The organism is Ruegeria sp. AG6, assembly GCF_056541565.1.
This window is the reverse complement of sequence record NZ_JBQFYQ010000001.1, coordinates 198,221-216,292: the sequence shown is the minus strand read 5'-3', so window position 1 is coordinate 216,292 and position 18,072 is coordinate 198,221. Positions and strand designations below refer to the sequence as shown.

General features: G+C 58.4%; 17 protein-coding genes. 8 read left to right on the top strand and 9 right to left on the bottom strand.

Annotated elements, in window-relative coordinates; genetic code table 11:
• Positions 1–2: 2 nt before the first annotated feature.
• From ACR0I0_RS01035 to ACR0I0_RS01005, 7 genes are read right to left on the bottom strand one after another with little or no spacing between them, the layout of a single operon-like run.
• Positions 3–1,844, bottom strand: coding sequence for a V-type ATP synthase subunit A (locus ACR0I0_RS01035; protein ID WP_480489834.1), 1,842 nt, complete (start codon positions 1,842–1,844; stop codon positions 3–5).
• Positions 1,841–2,533 carry a hypothetical protein gene (locus ACR0I0_RS01030; RefSeq protein WP_480489832.1) on the bottom strand — a complete coding sequence of 231 codons (693 nt, stop codon included), beginning with the start codon at positions 2,531–2,533 and terminating at the stop codon, positions 1,841–1,843. The genes ACR0I0_RS01035 and ACR0I0_RS01030 overlap by 4 nt, the downstream gene beginning before the upstream one ends.
• Position 2,534: 1 nt before the next feature.
• A complete protein-coding gene (locus ACR0I0_RS01025; RefSeq protein WP_171633464.1) occupies positions 2,535–3,212 on the bottom strand; it encodes a hypothetical protein in 678 nt (225 codons plus the stop codon).
• Positions 3,212–3,655 carry an ATP synthase subunit C gene (locus ACR0I0_RS01020; RefSeq protein WP_480489831.1) on the bottom strand — a complete coding sequence of 148 codons (444 nt, stop codon included), beginning with the start codon at positions 3,653–3,655 and terminating at the stop codon, positions 3,212–3,214. Before ACR0I0_RS01020 ends, ACR0I0_RS01025 begins: the two co-directional genes overlap by 1 nt.
• A complete protein-coding gene (locus tag ACR0I0_RS01015) occupies positions 3,652–5,448 on the bottom strand; it encodes a V-type ATP synthase subunit I (RefSeq protein WP_480489829.1) in 1,797 nt (598 codons plus the stop codon). Before ACR0I0_RS01015 ends, ACR0I0_RS01020 begins: the two co-directional genes overlap by 4 nt.
• Positions 5,445–6,050: a V-type ATP synthase subunit D gene (locus ACR0I0_RS01010; protein ID WP_480489827.1), complete on the bottom strand. Its 606-nt coding sequence runs from the start codon at positions 6,048–6,050 to the stop codon at positions 5,445–5,447. Before ACR0I0_RS01010 ends, ACR0I0_RS01015 begins: the two co-directional genes overlap by 4 nt.
• Entirely contained in the window at positions 6,028–7,389 is a 1,362-nt protein-coding gene (locus tag ACR0I0_RS01005) for a V-type ATP synthase subunit B (RefSeq protein WP_480489825.1), read from the bottom strand. The genes ACR0I0_RS01010 and ACR0I0_RS01005 overlap by 23 nt, the downstream gene beginning before the upstream one ends.
• Positions 7,390–7,634: 245 nt before the next feature.
• Here ACR0I0_RS01005 and ACR0I0_RS01000 point away from each other — a divergent pair, with 245 nt between their 5' ends.
• The 8 genes from ACR0I0_RS01000 to ACR0I0_RS00965 all read left to right on the top strand — a co-directional run bounded on the left by ACR0I0_RS01000 (position 7,635) and on the right by ACR0I0_RS00965 (position 15,193).
• A complete protein-coding gene (locus ACR0I0_RS01000; RefSeq protein WP_171633478.1) occupies positions 7,635–9,374 on the top strand; it encodes an ABC transporter substrate-binding protein in 1,740 nt (579 codons plus the stop codon).
• An 82-nt stretch (positions 9,375–9,456) separates the two neighbouring features.
• Entirely contained in the window at positions 9,457–10,506 is a 1,050-nt protein-coding gene (locus tag ACR0I0_RS00995) for an ABC transporter ATP-binding protein (RefSeq protein WP_171613596.1), read from the top strand.
• Between the two features lies 1 nt (position 10,507).
• Positions 10,508–11,584, top strand: a complete 1,077-nt coding sequence (locus tag ACR0I0_RS00990) for an ABC transporter ATP-binding protein (protein ID WP_171633480.1) — start codon at positions 10,508–10,510, stop codon at positions 11,582–11,584.
• Positions 11,581–12,444 carry a carbohydrate ABC transporter permease gene (locus ACR0I0_RS00985; protein ID WP_152457521.1) on the top strand — a complete coding sequence of 288 codons (864 nt, stop codon included), beginning with the start codon at positions 11,581–11,583 and terminating at the stop codon, positions 12,442–12,444. The genes ACR0I0_RS00990 and ACR0I0_RS00985 overlap by 4 nt, the downstream gene beginning before the upstream one ends.
• Positions 12,441–13,238, top strand: coding sequence for a carbohydrate ABC transporter permease (locus tag ACR0I0_RS00980; protein ID WP_152457520.1), 798 nt, complete (start codon positions 12,441–12,443; stop codon positions 13,236–13,238). Before ACR0I0_RS00985 ends, ACR0I0_RS00980 begins: the two co-directional genes overlap by 4 nt.
• Positions 13,239–13,246: 8 nt before the next feature.
• Entirely contained in the window at positions 13,247–13,648 is a 402-nt protein-coding gene (locus tag ACR0I0_RS00975; RefSeq protein WP_480489823.1) for a DUF2160 domain-containing protein, read from the top strand.
• A gap of 65 nt (positions 13,649–13,713) precedes the next feature.
• A complete protein-coding gene (locus ACR0I0_RS00970) occupies positions 13,714–14,109 on the top strand; it encodes a BlaI/MecI/CopY family transcriptional regulator (protein ID WP_170346648.1) in 396 nt (131 codons plus the stop codon).
• Positions 14,096–15,193, top strand: coding sequence for a M56 family metallopeptidase (locus tag ACR0I0_RS00965; protein ID WP_171633486.1), 1,098 nt, complete (start codon positions 14,096–14,098; stop codon positions 15,191–15,193). The genes ACR0I0_RS00970 and ACR0I0_RS00965 overlap by 14 nt, the downstream gene beginning before the upstream one ends.
• A 10-nt stretch (positions 15,194–15,203) precedes the next feature.
• Here ACR0I0_RS00965 and ACR0I0_RS00960 read toward each other — a convergent pair whose 3' ends face one another.
• Both ACR0I0_RS00960 and xylA read right to left on the bottom strand, forming a co-directional pair.
• The gene (locus ACR0I0_RS00960; RefSeq protein ID WP_480490742.1) at positions 15,204–16,559 is read right to left on the bottom strand and encodes an MATE family efflux transporter; all 1,356 of its coding nucleotides are present in this window, start codon (positions 16,557–16,559) and stop codon (positions 15,204–15,206) included.
• 198 nt (positions 16,560–16,757) lie between these two features.
• A complete protein-coding gene (xylA, locus tag ACR0I0_RS00955) occupies positions 16,758–18,065 on the bottom strand; it encodes a xylose isomerase (protein ID WP_480489821.1) in 1,308 nt (435 codons plus the stop codon).
• Positions 18,066–18,072 lie beyond the last annotated feature (7 nt).

Below are 18,072 nucleotides of genomic sequence, written 5' to 3'. Positions count from 1 at the left end.
GATCAAACCCCGAACTTTTCTCGGCACAGGTTCTCGATCTTTTGCCAGGTGGATTTGTATTCGGGTGTGTTTTCTGCCGCGTAGTGAAAGTTTTTCATCAGCCCGGTCAGTTGCGTAAACACCTGCCTTACCTCGGCCTTGTCGACAAAGACCGCCTTGGATTGCGTCACATCATACACAAGCTTGAACGTCTTTATCTGCCGTTCAAGCGGCACTGTCGCATCGACTGTGTCAAATGCGTCCTGCTGCAAGTAGACCATATCGACGAACAAGGCTTTCTGTTGGGTTACAAAGTCGTCAATTGTGACGCCCTCTTCCCCAGTGACCTGCATCATCTGATCGACCTGTTCGCCTTTTTCGATCAGGGCCAACAGGGTGCGCACTTTGGCTGTCCACCCCGGTTCGGCGTTCCTGTCATACCAGTCGGACAATTGGTCAGTATACCGAGACCAGCTGAGCATCGGATCGACCGCTGGATAAAATCGCTTGTAGGCGCGTTCGGATGACAACCCGAGGAAACACTTGACCGTCGACAAGGTCGACTGGGTTACCGGCTCGTCAAAATTGCCTCCAGCAGGCGAAACCGTTCCGATCAGCGTCAGGCTGCCAAGATCGCCGTCATTCGTTTTCAGCGCCCCGGCACGTTCGTACAAACCCTTGATCGAGCTTTCCAGATAGGCCGGGAACCCCTCTTCGCCCGGGATCTCTTCGAGCTTGCCCGAGGTCTCGCGCATGGCTTGCGCCCACCGGCTGGTGCTGTCGGCGATCAACAAGACATCATAGCCCATCTGGCGGTAGTATTCCCCCAACGTGATCCCGGTGAAGATCGACGCCTCGCGCGCGGCAACCGGCATGGATGACGTGTTGCAGATGATGATCGTCCGATCCATCAGGCTGCCACCGGTGGTTGGATCGGTCATCTTCGGAAATTCCTCGATGGTCTCGACCACCTCACCTGCACGTTCGCCGCAGGCCACGACGATCACGATATCAACTTTCGCGTTCCGTGCGATCAGGTTTTGCAGCACGGTCTTGCCCGCACCGAACGGCCCGGGAATACAGGCGGTGCCGCCGCGTGCAATCGGAAAGAACGTGTCGATCAGCCGTTGCGACGTCAGAACCGGTTCCGTGGGATACAACCGCTCGGACAGTGCGCGCTTCAGTATGTTTTCCGGCAATGGTCGCCGAACCGGCCATTTCTGCAAAAGCGTCAGCGTATGCTCGCCACCGTCTTCGTCTTCCAGGCGGGCCACGATGTCATGGATCGTGGCCGCGCCTTTTTGCACCCAGACCACCTTGTACGCGCCGGTCCAGTTGAACGGCAGCATGATCTTGTGGCTGAAATGGCCTTCGGGCACCGTTCCGATACTGTCCCCGGCAGTGACCGTGTCGCCCACCTTAACGGACGGCGTAAAGGACCATTTCGCGTTTTCATCCAAGGGCGCGACATCTGCGCCGCGCGGCAGGAAGGTACCAAATGCTGCCGCCACCTTGGGCAAAGGCGACTGCAACCCGTCAAACACCTGCCCCAGCAGCCCCGGACCCAGCTCTACCGACAAGAGCTGACCTGATTGCTCCACCGGGTCGTCGACCGCCACCCCATCAGTGCTTTCATAGACCTGAACGTCCGCCATATCCCCACGTACGCGCAGCACTTCGCCCTTGAGCCTTTCCTGACGCCCACCGGGACCGGAACGCGAAGGCAATATGTAAACCACTTCGTTTTTGACCAGTTGACCGGGGTGGCCGGTCGCGTCCGGATTGGCCTGTATCCGCACAAGCCCTTCCTGAACCAGGACGACGCGTGCGGTCGATGAATGTTTGGCTGAGATTGGGGCTGTCATGCTCTTGCTCCCTCAAGATCGACATCAGCGAAGTCGGCCATGGCCTGTTGTGCCAGTTTCTCAAATCTCTTGGCGGCTTCCGCAGCGCTGCTTTGCGCCCAGCGGTCGAAGATGTTCCAGATCAGAACGTAGATGGCGACCGCCTCGAAATCGAACATGTGACGAGCCGCGTGCCGCTTAAGCTGCTTGTGGCTTATCGACAAAAGCAGACGTTCCAGACCCAGCGGATCTTCGTTTTCCAGCAATTGGGTTGCCTCTTTGATCCAGGGCATGAGCCGTTCCAGCCGAAAGCTGGGATCACCCCAATTGGCGGGGATGTGGCGGCTCCATCGTCCGACTCCGAATGCGCCTGAAGGTGCTGGTTCTCCGCGTTTCCGCAATCGCAGCGCCGCGACCACAGAGCGTAGTTCCATGCGTTCCATGAGGAGTTTACGCAAGGTGGACTGAGGGATGTCCACCATCGCTTGTTTGCAGCGCTGGATCGCCTGTACGTCGGTGACATCCATGTCGTAGGCGTTCCAGCTCAACGCGTGCTCGAGGATCTTTAGAACTTTGCTGTCCTCCGGTGTCAAAGCCGTCAATCGACGGTCCAACCTGATACGTGACAAGGGCGGCTGCCTGGCAACGAACAACCGTTCCGAACCCGGAAGGCTGCACATCAACGCGATATAGGCGTCCTGCTTTGACATCTCAGCGGATGACCCCTTCCAGAACGGCGCGGAACCGGGGCTGCAAATGCTCCATCAACAGCGACGCCACCGCCTTATCCGTCAGGTCCAGAACAACACCCTGATCTTCTGCGCGAACGCGGATGCCTTCCTGCACGTCATCGGCTGCGTGCAACTCGATATTCTCGCGCAGCATCTTCGCAGTCAGCCCAAGAACATATTTTGTCAGCTTGCCGGATTGAATGTCATCGGCGTTTTGCTTGATGTCTTCCTGCGTGGCGACCCGGGCAGGAAGAACGACGGAAACCCTGCCATTCAAATTTGCACCTTCCCCGGCCCGGCCTACCACCTCGAGGATCATCTGCCTCAGAAGCTCGGGATCGGACATCTCTTTGGTCACGAGGCGTTCGACGTCTGCCCTGAAGCGATCCGTCAGACCCGCCTTCATGGTCAGCACGGCATCCCGCATCGCCGTGTTCAATGCTTCTTCGCCGGCGGCCCTGTAATTATCTGTCTCCGTGCGGGCTTTCTTTTTCAACTCATCGGCTTCGCGCTTTGCCTCTGCCACGATGCGCGCGGCTTCGGCCTTGGCGTCTGCGCGCAATTTCTCGGCTTCGGCCTGACCAGCGGCAACCCCATCGTTGCGCAATTTGTCGATCAGCGCGTCAACCCCATGCGCAATCGTTCTGTCTTGTGCCATCAGCTGATCCCCGCACTGATGACCAACGCAAACACGAACGCAAAAACACCAAACCCTTCGATGATCGCGGCAGGGGCCAGAGCAAGGCCAAAAATCTCGGGCTTTTCCTTGGTCGCATTGATCGCAGCTGCACAGGCCCGACCCTGCCAGATGCCGCAAAACATCAGCGCGATACCCGACAGGATGCCAATTCCGAACAGACCGCCCGCGTTTTCAGGTGTCACGTCGCGGTTCAGGGTGAACATGATGACTATCCCATAGATGACCATCGTTGAGGGAAACGCGGATACACCCACGAAACGGCCATAGCCGCCCTCGGTTTCCGTCATGGCCCCGATACTGGCCATACCGGCGATCGAACACCCTATGGCGCTGGCCGCAGCCCCCAACGCCATTGGCGCATAAATACCCAGCCAACCCAGTGTAAGAACAAGCTCATTCATTCCTGAACCTCCTTGCGGGCAAATGGACGAAAGATGACACCTTCATCCGGCAGACCCCATTTAAAGAATTCGATGTAATTGAGACGCAAGCCGTGCACGACGCCGCTCATCATCGCGAGCGCGAAGTTTAATACATGACCTATGATCAATATCAGCAACCCAAACAGAATGCCCGGCCCCCTAAGGGCCTGCATGACCGACACCGCCAGATCATTGAACGTGATCGCCAGCGAGGCCGAAGCAAGGCCCAACGCGAAAAGACGCATATAGCTGAGAACATCCCCAAACGCGCCCATCGCCCCGGCAAGGCTTTGAACCCCTTCGAGCAAACGCCAGATCCAGTCCATCGGCCTCTGGATGACCCGCTCGCTGGAAAACAGGACAATCGCCACGATGCCGGCGGTCAGGATGGCTGCGCCCGGCACCGGCGACTTGCCGTTCATGTAGCCCAGCCAAAGGACAAACCCGCCGATCAGGGCCGCAATCCAGCCCAGATTGGCAACCGCCTTGCGTTGCCCCCACGCTGCGCGGGCCGCAAGTGCGTTGGCCAGGACAAGGTGGATAACGCCAACGACGATCGAGACCATCATCATCGCGCCGAAATCGTTCAAATCCAGCACCTTGAGCCTTGCCCAAATCGAGTCCGCAGCCGGTGATACCCCAAAATAGCTGCCCACCATGACCCCGTAAAATATCGTAACAGCCGAGATGATCAGGCCGAACAGACGCCAAGATCTTTGACCAGCGGTGCGGTCCATCCGTCTCCAAAAGGCCAGCACCGCCAGCAGGATGACAGCACCGTACCCGGCATCCGCCACGATCATGGCAAAGAAGATCGCGAAGGACGTCGAGACGATGACGCTGGGGTCCCAGTCCTGATATCCGGGCACTTGATAGAACAGCGCCAGATCGACAGCGGCCCTGCGGTTTTCAGGCTGCTCCAGCAAGGTCGGAGGCGCGTCGCCCGGCCCCGGATCTTCAATCAGGACGGCCGAGCCCTTGGCGTTTGCCATGGCAAGAACAGCATCCACCTGATCCACGGGAACCCACCCCTGCAAAGCAAATAGTGCCTTTTCGTCGCGTACTTTCTGCGTTGCATGGGCAAGCTCAGCGGCACTTTCGGCGACGGACAGGTTCCGGCGCATCAATGTCAGATAGCGCGTCAGCGCCACGCGTTCGGCTTCCAACGCCTCGAGGGCGATCTCGGCCTCTTCCAACTGGGCCTCAAGCTCGTGTACCGGCAGCGAACCGACATGGGTTCGCGGAACAGGAAGAACACCATCATCGGGTTCGTCAGGTGAAATCAGAACGGCGTAAAGGTACCGGTGATCTTCCTCCAATATTGCCCAAGGAAGCTTGACCTCGGACATGGCATCCCGGTGCTTCAGCGGCAGTTGATAGAACCACAGCCTGTTGCCAGCCAGCACATCGGTCGGCGGAAAATCCAAATCACCCCAGGGTCGCACCTGGGCGATGCGATGCGCCAGAAAGTCACGCCGGTCCATCGTATCCCGAACGCGCTGCATGAGGTCGGTCACCTCGCGCACGAAACGATCCATGTCGAAATCAGGCGCACGCTGGACCTGGCGGCGCGGGTCAGGCACTTCTGCAAGGAAACGCAATGCCTTATACGCCTCTCTTGCACCGCGCTCACTGATCTTTTCCGGCTCTTTCGGTGCGGGAACAAGCGGCAAAACATGCATGCAGCCAAGGGCCTGAAGCGCCTCAAGCGTTTCCGCCTTTCGGGCAGCAGGCCCGATCAGAGACATCTTTTTCAGACGCGCAACGCTCATATCAAAGCCTCCTGCGCGTGTTTGCGTTTCGATATCTTCGACCGCACAACGGCCTGCATCTGTTCGTCGCTCAGGTAAATGCGGATTTTCTTGATGTTGGCTTTGGCGCGCGGGATCAGAACCTTTTCGAACAAGTTGACGCGCTGGGTAATGGTGGCCACCGCCTTGTCAAAGATGCGAACGCGTTCTTCGGCAATCTTCACCCGCACCCGCGCTTCGATGACGTCGTGCAGCAAAAGCGCAGCGGCATCGACCCAATGGGGCTTGGCCAAAACGGAATACGAGCGCACCACCAACTCGATCCGATCAAGGTCAGGCAGTTTGACCCCTACCACATTGACCTCTTTGACCTTGTAGTCCTTGAGTTTGACCAGCCCATCCAGAGCGACACCCTGCTGGGCCAGCATCGGCAGCTTTTCGCCAACCTGCTGCACCAACGCCTGCACATTTTGCTCAAGGCGGTCGACCTCTTCCCGGGCCCGGACCCGTTCAGCCATCAACTGTTGTCTCTTCAGGTCCAGCGACGGCAAGAACCGCTCATAGCTTTTCAGCTGCGTCTGCTCGCGCGCAAGCGACGATTTATTCAGCTGCAACCGCGCCATTGGCATCCTTCGGGAAATACTTGTCGATCAACGCCTGCTTCATCAGCAACTGTTCCGGCGCAAAACACTCTGCCAGCGTCTTCCAACCCACATCCAGCGCCTCTTCCAGCGGGATCGAAACATTGATGTCCATGAACCGAGACCGGAACAGGCCGCCGAATTTCAGCAATTGGTGATCATAGTCTGACAGGTCGAAGGCCATCGCCTGTTTTTGCGAGGCATCGCGGCTTTCAGAATAGAAACGGATCATCGTGTTCATGATCTGCCCGTGATCTTCACGGGTGCTCTTGCCGATCACGTTCTGCTTGAGGCGCGACAGGCTGCCGAACGGATCGATCACGCCGGAATGCAGATAGAACTGCCCTTCGGTGATATAGCCGGTGTTGTCAGGCACCGGGTGGGTTACGTCGTTGCCGGGCATGGTCGTGACGGTCAGAACCGTGACCGACCCGCCTTTGGCATAGTCACAGGCTTTTTCGTATCGGCGCGCAAGCTGCGAATACAGGTCCCCCATATAGCCGCGCTGAGATGGCACCCTCTCCTGACTGATGCCGACCTCTTTCATCGCGTCAGCATAGGCGGTCATGTCCGTCAGCAGGACCAGCACGCGTTTGCCCTCTTCCACAGCGAACTTCTCGGCCACTGCCAATGCCATGTCCGGCACCAGCAGACGTTCGACCAAAGGATCCATCGCCTGATTGACGAACATGACGGTGCGCGAAAACACACCTGCATCTTCGAACGAGGTACGAAACGTGTGGTAGTCGTCAAAAATCAGCCCCAGCCCGCCAAAGATCACGATATCTGCATCGGCCTGAATACCGATTCGGCTGAGGAACGCGTTGAATGGCTCGCCTGAAACCGAGAAGATCGGAATTTTCTGGCTCTCGACCAATGTGTTGAACACGTCGATCATCGGCACATCCGTGCGGATCATTCTGTTTGGAACCGCGCGTTCCGCCGGGTTGACGGTTGGTCCGCCAATATCGATGTGCGGTTCCGCAGACAGGTCGGGGCCTCCATCAATGGCCACACCGGCGCCATCAAAAACGCGGCCCAGAATGTTGGCCGAATAAGGTGTCTGCATCGGGTGACCGAGAAAGGTTGCCGTTGCTTCGGTCGATATGCCCTTGGTGCCGGAAAACACCTGCAACGTGACGACATCCCGATCGATGAAGATCGTCTGGGCCAATGTTTTTCGGCCATCCACCGTCTCGATCACAGCGAGGTCGTTGAACCGGACAGCCGGCCCCCCCTTGTTCTGGATCGGAACCCGGACCTTGATTGTATCCCCGACGATTTCCAGAACACGCGTGTACTTCAACAGACTTCGGGACATTGCTTATCCTCACTGTTCCAAGTCGTTTTTCGTAATTCGCGCCGCACGTCTCAGCGGTAATTTTTGTAATGACAATCCTAGCTTACAACGAATTCAAAAATTGGCAAACGAGTTCGGCCCCGCCCCTTTCGAAATGCCTGAACGTCAATTACTAAATTTTTAGTTTGACACATACGCAAGAAATCGCTGATGCTGTGCGTCATCCGGTTTCCGCCGGAGAACCATAAATTTTTGGGAGGAGACAGATGCGGAGACATCTACTTTCCGCAGTGGCGGCGGCTGCCGTCATTGCGGGGCACGGTCCTGCTTGGGCCGACGAAGCCGCAGCACAACGTTGGATCGACGACGAATTCCAGCCATCGACCTTGTCGAAAGACGAACAAATGGCCGAGATGCAGTGGTTCATCGAAGCTGCACAGCCTTACGCAGGTATGGAAATCAATGTCCTGTCCGAAGGTATTCCAACGCATTCCTACGAGTCGGAGGTTCTGACCAAGGCGTTCGAGGAAATCACCGGCATCAAGGTCAACCACCAGATTCTGGGTGAAGGTGAAGTGGTTCAGGCCGTTCAAACCCAAATGCAAACGGGTCGGAACCTGTATGACGGCTATGTCAACGACAGTGACCTGATCGGCACCCATTCGCGTTTGCAGCTGGCCTATCCGCTGACGGACATGATGGGCGGTGACTGGGCCGCGACGACTTCGCCGACGCTGGATCTGGATGACTTCATGGGCATTCAGTTCACCACCGGACCGGACGGCAAGCTGTATCAGCTGCCCGATCAGCAGTTTGCGAACCTGTACTGGTTCCGCAAGGACTGGTTCGATGATGAGGCGAACAAAGCCGCGTTCAAAGAAAAGTACGGCTATGATCTGGGCGTTCCGGTCAACTGGTCCGCGTATGAAGATATCGCCGAGTTCTTCACCAATGATGTGAAAGAAGTCGATGGTACCACGATCTACGGCCACATGGATTACGGCAAGCGCGCGCCCGACCTCGGATGGCGCATGACCGATGCCTGGCTGTCGATGGCCGGTGCCGGCGACAAGGGCGAACCGAACGGTGTGCCTGTCGACGAATGGGGCATCCGCATGGAAGCGGGCACCTGTAACCCTGTTGGCGCTTCGGTGTCGCGTGGTGGTGCTGCAAACGGTCCGGCTGCGGTCTATGCGATCCGGAAATGGGATGAATGGTTGCGGGCCTATGCGCCTCCGGGTGCCGCGTCTTATGACTTCTACCAGTCGCTGCCCGCACTCAGCCAGGGCAATGTGGCCCAGCAGATCTTCTGGTACACGGCCTTCACCGCCGACATGGTCAAGCCGAAGTCCGAAGGCAACAACACCGTGGATGACGAAGGCACGCCGCTGTGGCGGATGGCACCCAGCCCGCACGGCCCCTATTGGGAAGAAGGCCAGAAGGTTGGCTACCAAGACGTGGGGTCCTGGACGTTCCTCAAATCGACCCCCTCGGATCGTGCCCAGGCAGCCTGGCTTTATGCCCAGTTCGTGACCTCCAAAACTGTCGACGTGAAGAAGTCCCATGTGGGTCTGACCTTCATCCGCGACAGCTCGGTCAACCACGAGTCGTTCACCGAACGCGCACCCAAGCTGGGTGGTCTGGTCGAGTTCTACCGCTCGCCTGACCGCGTGGCATGGTCGCCGACTGGCATCAACGTGCCGGATTATCCGAAGCTGGCCCAGATCTGGTGGCAGCAGATCGGTGACGTGAACTCGGGCGCCTTCACCCCGCAAGAGGCGATGGATCGTCTGGCCGAAGAGATGGACATCACCATGGCCCGTATGCAGGCCGCGGATGAAAGCGCCGGTGTCTACGGCGGCTGCGGTCCACGTCTGAACGAGCCGCAGGATCCGTCCTTCTGGTTGGAAAAAGCAGGTTCGCCCAAGGCCAAGCTTGAGAACGAAAAGCCGCAAGGCCAGACTGTCAACTATGACGAACTGGTTCAGCGCTGGCAGTCTCAGTAAGCCGTTGAAACCCGGGGGTGCCGCATCAGGCACCCCCACTTCAAGACCAGTGCATTGCACTGAAGGACCGGAACCCACGGACATGATCGAACTTCAAGACGCGACCAAAAGGGTCGGCAACGTCATACATATCAAGCCCACAAACCTGACCCTTCAAACAGGCCACTTCAACGTGCTGCTGGGCGCGACGGGCTCGGGCAAGACCTCTCTGATCAAGATGATGGCCGGGCTGGACCCGATCGCCTCGGGCAAGGTCCTGATGGATGGGCAGGACGTCACACGGCTGAATACGCAAAAGCGAAAAATCAGCCTCGTGCACCAGTTCTTCGTGAACTACCCGCATATGACCGTATTCGACAATATCGCCTCGCCATTGCGCGTGGCAGGCATGGCGCAATCCGAGATCGAAGGTCGCGTGGAAGAGGCCGCCGACCTGCTGCAATTGCGACCGATGCTGCACCGCCGCCCGCACGAGCTGTCGGGTGGGCAACAACAACGCACAGCGCTGGCGCGTGCCATTGCCAAAGAAAGCCGCGCCGTGTTCCTTGACGAACCGCTGGCTAACCTCGACTACAAACTGCGTGAAGAACTGCGCGAGCAGCTGCCCGACCTGTTCGCAGGTCGCGGGGCCGTGGTGGTCTATGCCACGTCCGAGCCCGAAGAGGCGCTGCTGCTGGGCGGCTACACCGCCCTGATGGAAGATGGTCGCGTGACCCAGTTTGGGCCAACCGCTGACATCTATCGCAACCCCGAGAACATCGCCGCCGCGCGGGTCTTTTCGGACCCGCCGATCAATGTCGCACGCATCACCGTTTCCGCTGCGCAGGCGCAACTGGCTGGAGGAGGTGGCTGGGCCGTAACCGACATGGCCGACGGAGATTACATGGTCGCGGTGCGGCCGCATCGCGTGACGCCGTTCCGTACGTCTGACGCGGACGTGGAACTGACCGGCCGCGTGATCGTGACCGAGCTTTCGGGCTCGGATTCCAGCGCGCATTTCCAGCATGGCGAGGACGCCTGGGTGTCGCTGGCCGCCGGGGTCCACCCCTATCAGGTGGGCGAGGACCACACATTCTTCATGAACCCGGCCCATTGCCGGTATTTCGGCCAAGACGGCAAAAGGGTGGCCTGACATGGCACAGATCAAACTTTCAAACCTCCGCCACAGCTACATGCCGTCGCCAAAAGGCCCCGAAGATTATGCGCTGAAGGAAATCGACGTGACCTGGCGTGATGGCGGGGCCTATGCCCTGCTGGGCCCGTCGGGCTGCGGCAAGTCCACGCTGCTGAACATCATCTCGGGCCTGCTGACCCCGTCCGAAGGGCAGATCCTGTTCGACGACCGTGACGTGACCGCTCTGCCCCCTGATCAGCGCAACATCGCACAGGTGTTCCAGTTTCCGGTGATTTACGACACGATGACCGTGGGCGAGAACCTGGCCTTTCCGCTGAAGAATCGCGGCGTCGATCCGGCGACGATCAAGCGCCGCGTCGATGCGATCGCCGAGATGCTGGATGTCACCGACATGCTGAACACCCGTGCCAGCGGCCTCAGCCCGGACAACAAGCAGAAAATCTCGATGGGTCGCGGCCTGGTCCGCGACGACGTAAACGCGGTGATGTTCGATGAACCTCTGACCGTGATCGACCCGCATCTGAAATGGAAGCTGCGGTCCAAGCTGAAAGAACTGCACCAGCGCGTCAAGGCGACGATGATCTATGTCACCCACGACCAGACCGAGGCCCTGACCTTCGCGGACGAGGTCGTGGTGATGCAAGAGGGCGAAGTGGTGCAGATCGGCACCCCGGTAGAATTGTTCGAGCGCCCGCAGCATACGTTCGTGGGCCATTTCATCGGCTCGCCCGGCATGAACGTGCTGCCCTGCGAAGCGCGCGGCGACCGCGCCCTGTTCGAAGGGCACGAAGTCATGCTGGAAGGTCCCATTCATGGTGATGGCGGCCGCACCGATCTGGGTATTCGCCCGGAATATGTCGGCTTCGGCGAGACCGGCATCCCGGCGCATGTGACCAAGGTTTCCGACATCGGTCGCCACTTTGTGGTCAGCGCGATGGTCGGCAATACCGCCCTAAAGGCCGTGACCGAACACAGCGCGCCCGAACCCGGATCACAGGTCTTCCTGCAATTCAAACCCGAACAATCCCGCGTCTACCGCGACGGCTGGATCGCAACCGAGGAGCGGGCCCAATGAGAACAGAAAATCAAAAAGCGTGGTTCTTTGTCCTACCCGTGCTGGCACTGGTCGCGTTCAACGCGTTGGTGCCGATGATGACAGTGGTCAACTATTCGGTGCAGGAAACCTTTGGCAATAACCAGTTTTTCTGGGAAGGCCTGGGTTGGTTCGAACAGATCCTGCGGTCGGACCGGTTTCAGGCAGCACTTGGACGACAGTTCCTGTTTACTTTCCTGATCCTGATCATCGAAGTGCCTCTTGGCATCATCGTGGCCCTGTCGATGCCGCGCAAAGGTTTCTGGGTGCCTGTCTGTCTGGTGCTGATGGCCCTGCCGATGCTGATCCCGTGGAACGTCGTTGGGTCCATGTGGAACATCTTCACCCTGCCCAAAATCGGTCTGTTGGGATATTTCCTGAATGACGTTCTGGGCATCAACTATGACATGACGCAACAGCCGCTTTCGGCCTGGATCACCGTCATCGTCATGGATGTCTGGCACTGGACGTCGCTGGTCGTGTTGCTGTGCTATGCAGGCCTCGTGTCGATCCCGGACGCCTACTATCAGGCGGCCAAGATCGACGGCGCAAGCCCATGGTCGGTGTTCCGCTACATCCAGCTGCCCAAGATGAAGACGGTTCTGACGATCGCGGTCCTGCTGCGGTTCATGGACAGTTTCAACATCTATACCGAGCCCTTCGTGCTGACCGGGGGTGGGCCCGGCAACTCGACCACCCTGCTGTCGATCGACCTTGTGAAGATCGCGCTGGGGCAGTTCGACCTTGGCCCTGCGGCTGCGATGAGCCTGATCTATTTCGCCATCACGCTGCTGGTTTCGTGGCTCTTCTACACCCTCATGACAAAGGATGACGCGCAATGAAGAAGCGGTCTCTCATCCCGATCCTCTATATCGCGTTCCTAATGCTGCCGATCTATTGGCTGGTGGCGATGTCCTTCAAGACAACGAACGAGATCCTGTCGGGCTTTTCCCTGTTCCCCCAGACCTTTACGCTGGAGAATTATATCACCATCTTCACGGACCCGACGTGGTACTGGGGCTATATCAACTCGATCACCTATGTGACGTTGAACACGGTGCTTTCGGTCAGCGTTGCCTTGCCCGCTGCCTATGCGTTTTCGCGGTATCGGTTTTTGGGCGACAAGCAGCTGTTCTTCTGGCTGCTGACCAACCGGATGGCCCCGGCAGCGGTCTTCGCCTTGCCGTTCTTCCAGCTCTATTCTTCGATCGGCCTGTTCGACACGCATCTGGCTGTGGCACTGGCGCATACATTGTTCAACGTGCCGCTGGCAGTTTGGATTTTGGAAGGCTTCATGCGGGGAATTCCAAAAGAGCTGGATGAAACCGCCTATGTCGACGGCTATTCCTTCCCGCGTTTCTTCGTGACGATCTTCCTGCCCAATATCAAAGCGGGCGTGGGCGTGGCGGCCTTCTTCTGCTTCATGTTCTCGTGGGTGGAAATGCTGCTGGCCAAGACGCTTACGGCGGTCGAGGCCAAACCCATCGCCGCCGTGATGACCCGCACCGCGTCCAGCGCGGGCTATGAATTGGGCCTGCTGGCCGCCGCCGGCACCCTGACCATCATCCCCGGCGCCATCGTCATCTGGTTTGTCCGCAACTACATCGCGCGTGGTTTCGCGATGGGACGTGTGTGAGGTTCGATATGCGTAAACTTCTTGTCATCCTTCTTTTCCTGCCTTCCACGACCTTTGCCCAGCAGGCCGGATGGGGCAGCGTCGGCCAGCCAGAGGAAAAAGGCTTTTCCTGGACTGCGCCACTGTGGCCCGACTTCTGGATGGCCTGGACCCCGGCGACACTTGCCGTATTTGTCGGCATCTTTTCGGCCATCGCACTGATTGGCATTCTTGAGGGCTTCAAGTATCGCGATGGCATAGAACGGCGCGGTGTACTGGGGCTGACAACCACATTGGGCGATCGGCTCTTCATCACCCTTCTGGGGTCCGCCTATATCTTCCTCGCCTGGCTGGGCCTTGTCGGGCAGCCGGTATGGACACCTCTTTTCCTGTCTATCGGCTGGGGCGTTTTTGTGTTCTGGAAAGTTTAGACTTTGAGAAATCGCGAAAGGATGCTTGTCTGTCAGGCATACTAAACATGACAACACCGAGATCGATGCGAAAGAAAAAGACAACAAATCTGCTGACCGAGGTTGAACTGGAGTTCATGAACGAGCTCTGGGCCCTCGGGCAAGGCTCGGTGCGAGATGTCCTGGACCGCCTGCCTTCGGAGCGCAATCTGGCCTATACATCCGGTGCCACGATCCTGCGTATTCTGGACGAGAAAGGTTTTGTGGAAAGCCGCAAGACAGGAAAGACCCTGATCTATACGCCGCTTCTGGAAAAGGACAGATATCAGGCCCGGTCTTTGCAAAACCTGTCCCGCACTCTGTTCGACGACACACCCGCCACACTGGTGGCCCGGCTTGTCGATGATGCGGGGCTGAGCGAAGCCGACCTGGAGGAAATTCGAGCACTGGTAGAAAGGAGACTGCAAAATGACAGCGGTTAGACCGGTTCTCGACACGTTTATCGAACTCAACATCGTGCTGGCCTTGTCAGCCGTCATCTGGCTGGCGGCCCGCGCAGCCCTGACCCGAACAGCCCTGCGCCACAGCTATGTCGCGCAGTTGCGTGCGCTCAAGGCGCTGTGCGTGTGCGTCCTGATCAGCCCGTTTCTTGCGTTGGGCGTGTCATCATTCGCCTCTTACGCATGGCCGGGCAGCGCCATGGCGCTTGGCGACATCGCCGTTGCCGCCTATCTGCGCGGCGATATCGCCATGCCCGCCACCCAGTTCGAGGCCTTGCTGAACACCCGTGAACGGTGGGTGGACCTTGCATTGTCAGGGCAACAGCCGGTGATCACTGCCCTTGCAACGCTGCTTGTTTTGGTCGCCGCCCTGTTTGCGGCCCGCGCTCTGAGGGACGCGGCGATGATCCGTCAGACAGTCAAATCCAGCTTTCTTTGGCGGCAGTCGGCCAAGGTAGACATTCGTCTTTCCGATCGCATCACCGTACCGTTCGCTGTGCGCGGATTGCGCCGTCGCCATGTCGTTCTGCCAAGCCATCTGCTGGATACCCCGCACGAACTGCGCTTTGCTTTGGCGCACGAGCTTCAGCATGTTCGGGCCGGTGACGTGGAATGGGAACTGGGCTTTGAAATGCTGCGCCCGTTGTTGTTCTGGAACCCAGCCTATCTGATGCTCAAGTATCAGTTCGGCCGCTTGCGTGAACTGGCATGCGACCAGTCCGTGGTGGCCCGCAAACGGATCGATGCGCGCGAATACACTTCCTGCCTGTTGGATTATTGCGCGCGTACGATCTCGGCAAACAATCCTCGCGTTCTGAATGTTGCGTTTGTGACGGGCGGCAAGGCCAAGCGCGTGCTGCGTCAGCGCGTGCTTGCATTGACCGATGCACAGCCGGCGGTGCCCACCCTGCCCGCTCTGTTCCTGGGGATGGCATTGACCTTCGCCACCCTTCTTGCATTGGGGTCTGCGTCGATCCAGCAAACGCAGGACTGGAGCCATGACCGCCTGATGCTGTCAACCGTGGTCAATCTGGAACGGCTGGAAGCACGCAATCAGGGGAACTGATCCGACCTGATCACCAGCCGCGACGCCCGAACAGCGAATGAAGCCGACCCTGATCTGAAAAAGGCTCGAGCGCTTGCGAGCGCTCCAACCGCGCCACGACCCGCGCGACCATAACCCAGCCTATGACTGCAAAGATGACGCCTCCAAACGCCTGCCCCAGCAGAACGCCGGATGCGCCGGCGATCTGTGAACCAATCGTCGCGAAAACCCAAGTGCCGATAGTGTGACGACCCCAGTTTATCCATGTGGAATAGACCGGATGCCCCAGATTGTTGAAGCTGGCATTTGTCACGAAGATCACGCCATTGAAGAACGAAGCCAAAGCCAACGGACCGCAGAACAGATAGATCAGACTTCGGGTTTCGCCCTCGGCTGCGAACAAATCTGCAATCGGGGCGCGCAGCAAAAACAAAATGGCCGACATGCAAACGACATAAAGGGCCGTGAACTTGATCCCTGCCAGAAAGGCAGCGCGCACACGATCGAACTTTTCGGCCCCGAAATTCTGCCCGATGATTGGCCCTATCGCGCCTGACAGAGCGAAGATGACCGAAAACGCCACCGGCAAAAGGCGCCCGATCACGGCCATGCCCGCAACCGCATCCGTTCCATATTGCGCGATTTCCCGCACAACGATTGCATTGCCGATCGGCGTGGCGACATTTGTCAGCACCGCTGGAATTGCAATCGCCCGCACGGGTCGCAAATCCTTTGCAACCTGCTTCAGTGAAGGGTGCGCAAATCCCCGATGCACCCGAAGCGCTGGCCACAACGCCGCCCCCAACATGCACAGCCGCGCCAGGACCGAGGCGATAGCGGCCCCATCCAGCCCCAGCCCGACCGCAAAGATCAGTATCGGGTCCAGAACCGCATTCACCACTCCGCCGTAGATCGTGGCCATCATTGACCTCGGCGCATCGCCATGAGCGCGCAGCACGGCCATCGCCGTCATCGCAATGGACATCACGAACATGGTCGGAAGGATGATCGACACATAACGCGTCGCCAGCCTCAGAACCTCTCCTTCCGCGCCAAGCAAGGACAGCAAGTAGCTGAGATTCAACAAGACCAGTCCCGAGGTCGTCAGCCCGGCAATCAGCCCGATAACGGCCACGCTGGACGCGTAATGCCTTGCTTGTTCAGCCCGCCCGGCCCCCAGTTCGCGCGCAACCAGCGCCCCGGCGGAAATCGACAATCCGATATTGATCGCGTTGGTGAAAAACAGCAGCGTCCCGGCATAGCCCACCGCCGCCGCCAGCGCATCGTTGCCCAACATCGAGATGAAGATCATATCGACAAAGTCGACGGCAAAAATGGCCATCAGGCCAATGCTGGTGGTCAATGACATGCGTGTCACATGCAGCATCAGACTGCCGCTCAGAAACACCGCTTTGCCTGCCGATTGATCCGCCAAAACCCTGCTCGCCCCACTTGTTCGACCCCGACGGGCCTTTGATGCCGTTGCGCCCAGCAAGGGAAAGCCCCGGGCAACGCTGAAGCAAACTCACGCGTTTCCGGGGCATTGTACACAAGTTATTTTAAGGACCGGCTGATCCCACGGGGATCAAACAAATCGGTTCACGTAGTTCTCGAGGATTTCCTGACGCCCCGAGCGCGGATCTGGATTGAGATCCTCGGCCAGCACCCGCGCTGCAATCTCGTCAAGACCAGAGGTCAGCATTGCCTGCGCCTCGGGCGTATTCCAGCCCGTGTACCGATCAGCCAGCGCTTGTTCCAATCCGCCATCTTCGATCATCGCTGCCGCTGCTTTCAGGCCCCGGGCACAGATATCCATCCCGCCCACATGCGCGGCGATCAGATCTTCGGCGTCGATCGACTGCCTGCGCAGCTTGGCATCGAAATTGGTACCGCCGGTGGTAAATCCACCCGCTTTCAGGATGTGGTAATAGGCCAGCGCAACCTCGGGAGTGTTGTTGGGGAACTGATCCGTATCCCACCCGGATTGATAATCGTTCCGGTTCATGTCGATGGAGCCCAGCATCCCTTCGGCTGCGGCTACGGCAATCTCATGTTCAAAACTGTGCCCCGCCAGAATCGCGTGACCCTGTTCGAGGTTCAGTTTGACCTCATTCTCAAGCCCGTATTTGCGCAGGAAACCGATGCAGGTCGCGGCATCGAAATCATATTGGTGCTTTGATGGCTCCTGCGGTTTGGGTTCGACAAGGATCGCACCTTTGAACCCGATCTTGTGCTTGTACTCGACCACCATGTTCAGGAACCGGCCCATATGATCCAGCTCGGTTTTCATGTCAGTGTTGAGCAGCGTCTCGTACCCTTCGCGCCCGCCCCACAGCACATAGTTTTCGCCGCCCAGTTTGTGGGTGGCATCCATGCAGGATTTCACCGTGGCGGCAGCAAAGGCAAAGACGTCGGGATCGGGGTTGGTGCTGGCACCGCCCATCCAGCGGCGATGGCTGAACATGTTGGCCGTACCCCACAACAGCTTGGTGCCGGACACTTGCATCTTTTCACCGATATAGTCGGTGATCTCGTTCAACGTGTGGAGATTTTCGGCGAAGTTCCCCTGTTCAGGTCGGATATCGGCATCATGCCAGCAGAAATAGGGCTGTCCCAGAATCTGGAACATCTCGAACGCGATATCGGCCTTCATCTTGGCGCGGCCCATGTCATCCTGTGGGTGCCAGGGGCGCTCGAAAGTGGGGCCGCCAAACGGATCTCCACCCTCCCACGCGAAGGAATGCCACCACGCCACGGCAAAACGCAGGTGATCCTCCATGCGCTTGTCCAAGATGATCTCGTCCGGGTTGTAGTGGCGGAATGCGAGCGGGTTCTTGCTGTCCTCGCCTTCAAATTGGACTTCTTCAATTCCCCGAAAAAAACCGCTCGTCATTTCGCTT

Bases quoted from the DNA above. Each gene is read 5' to 3' on its own strand.
- ACR0I0_RS00985 (WP_152457521.1), top strand. From the start codon at position 11,581: ATGAGAACAGAAAATCAAAAAGCGTGGTTCTTTGTCCTACCCGTGCTG.
- ACR0I0_RS00975 (WP_480489823.1), top strand. From the start codon at position 13,247: ATGCGTAAACTTCTTGTCATCCTTCTTTTCCTGCCTTCCACGACCTTT.
- ACR0I0_RS01020 (WP_480489831.1), bottom strand. From the start codon at position 3,655: ATGAATGAGCTTGTTCTTACACTGGGTTGGCTGGGTATTTATGCGCCA.
- xylA (WP_480489821.1), bottom strand. From the start codon at position 18,065: ATGACGAGCGGTTTTTTTCGGGGAATTGAAGAAGTCCAATTTGAAGGC.
- ACR0I0_RS01025 (WP_171633464.1), bottom strand. From the start codon at position 3,212: ATGGCACAAGACAGAACGATTGCGCATGGGGTTGACGCGCTGATCGAC.
- ACR0I0_RS00990 (WP_171633480.1), top strand. From the start codon at position 10,508: ATGGCACAGATCAAACTTTCAAACCTCCGCCACAGCTACATGCCGTCG.
- ACR0I0_RS01005 (WP_480489825.1), bottom strand. From the start codon at position 7,389: ATGTCCCGAAGTCTGTTGAAGTACACGCGTGTTCTGGAAATCGTCGGG.
- ACR0I0_RS00995 (WP_171613596.1), top strand. From the start codon at position 9,457: ATGATCGAACTTCAAGACGCGACCAAAAGGGTCGGCAACGTCATACAT.
- ACR0I0_RS01030 (WP_480489832.1), bottom strand. From the start codon at position 2,533: ATGTCAAAGCAGGACGCCTATATCGCGTTGATGTGCAGCCTTCCGGGT.
- ACR0I0_RS01015 (WP_480489829.1), bottom strand. From the start codon at position 5,448: ATGAGCGTTGCGCGTCTGAAAAAGATGTCTCTGATCGGGCCTGCTGCC.
- ACR0I0_RS00965 (WP_171633486.1), top strand. From the start codon at position 14,096: ATGACAGCGGTTAGACCGGTTCTCGACACGTTTATCGAACTCAACATC.
- ACR0I0_RS00970 (WP_170346648.1), top strand. From the start codon at position 13,714: ATGCGAAAGAAAAAGACAACAAATCTGCTGACCGAGGTTGAACTGGAG.
- ACR0I0_RS00980 (WP_152457520.1), top strand. From the start codon at position 12,441: ATGAAGAAGCGGTCTCTCATCCCGATCCTCTATATCGCGTTCCTAATG.
- ACR0I0_RS00960 (WP_480490742.1), bottom strand. From the start codon at position 16,559: ATGCTGCATGTGACACGCATGTCATTGACCACCAGCATTGGCCTGATG.
- ACR0I0_RS01010 (WP_480489827.1), bottom strand. From the start codon at position 6,050: ATGGCGCGGTTGCAGCTGAATAAATCGTCGCTTGCGCGCGAGCAGACG.
- ACR0I0_RS01035 (WP_480489834.1), bottom strand. From the start codon at position 1,844: ATGACAGCCCCAATCTCAGCCAAACATTCATCGACCGCACGCGTCGTC.
- ACR0I0_RS01000 (WP_171633478.1), top strand. From the start codon at position 7,635: ATGCGGAGACATCTACTTTCCGCAGTGGCGGCGGCTGCCGTCATTGCG.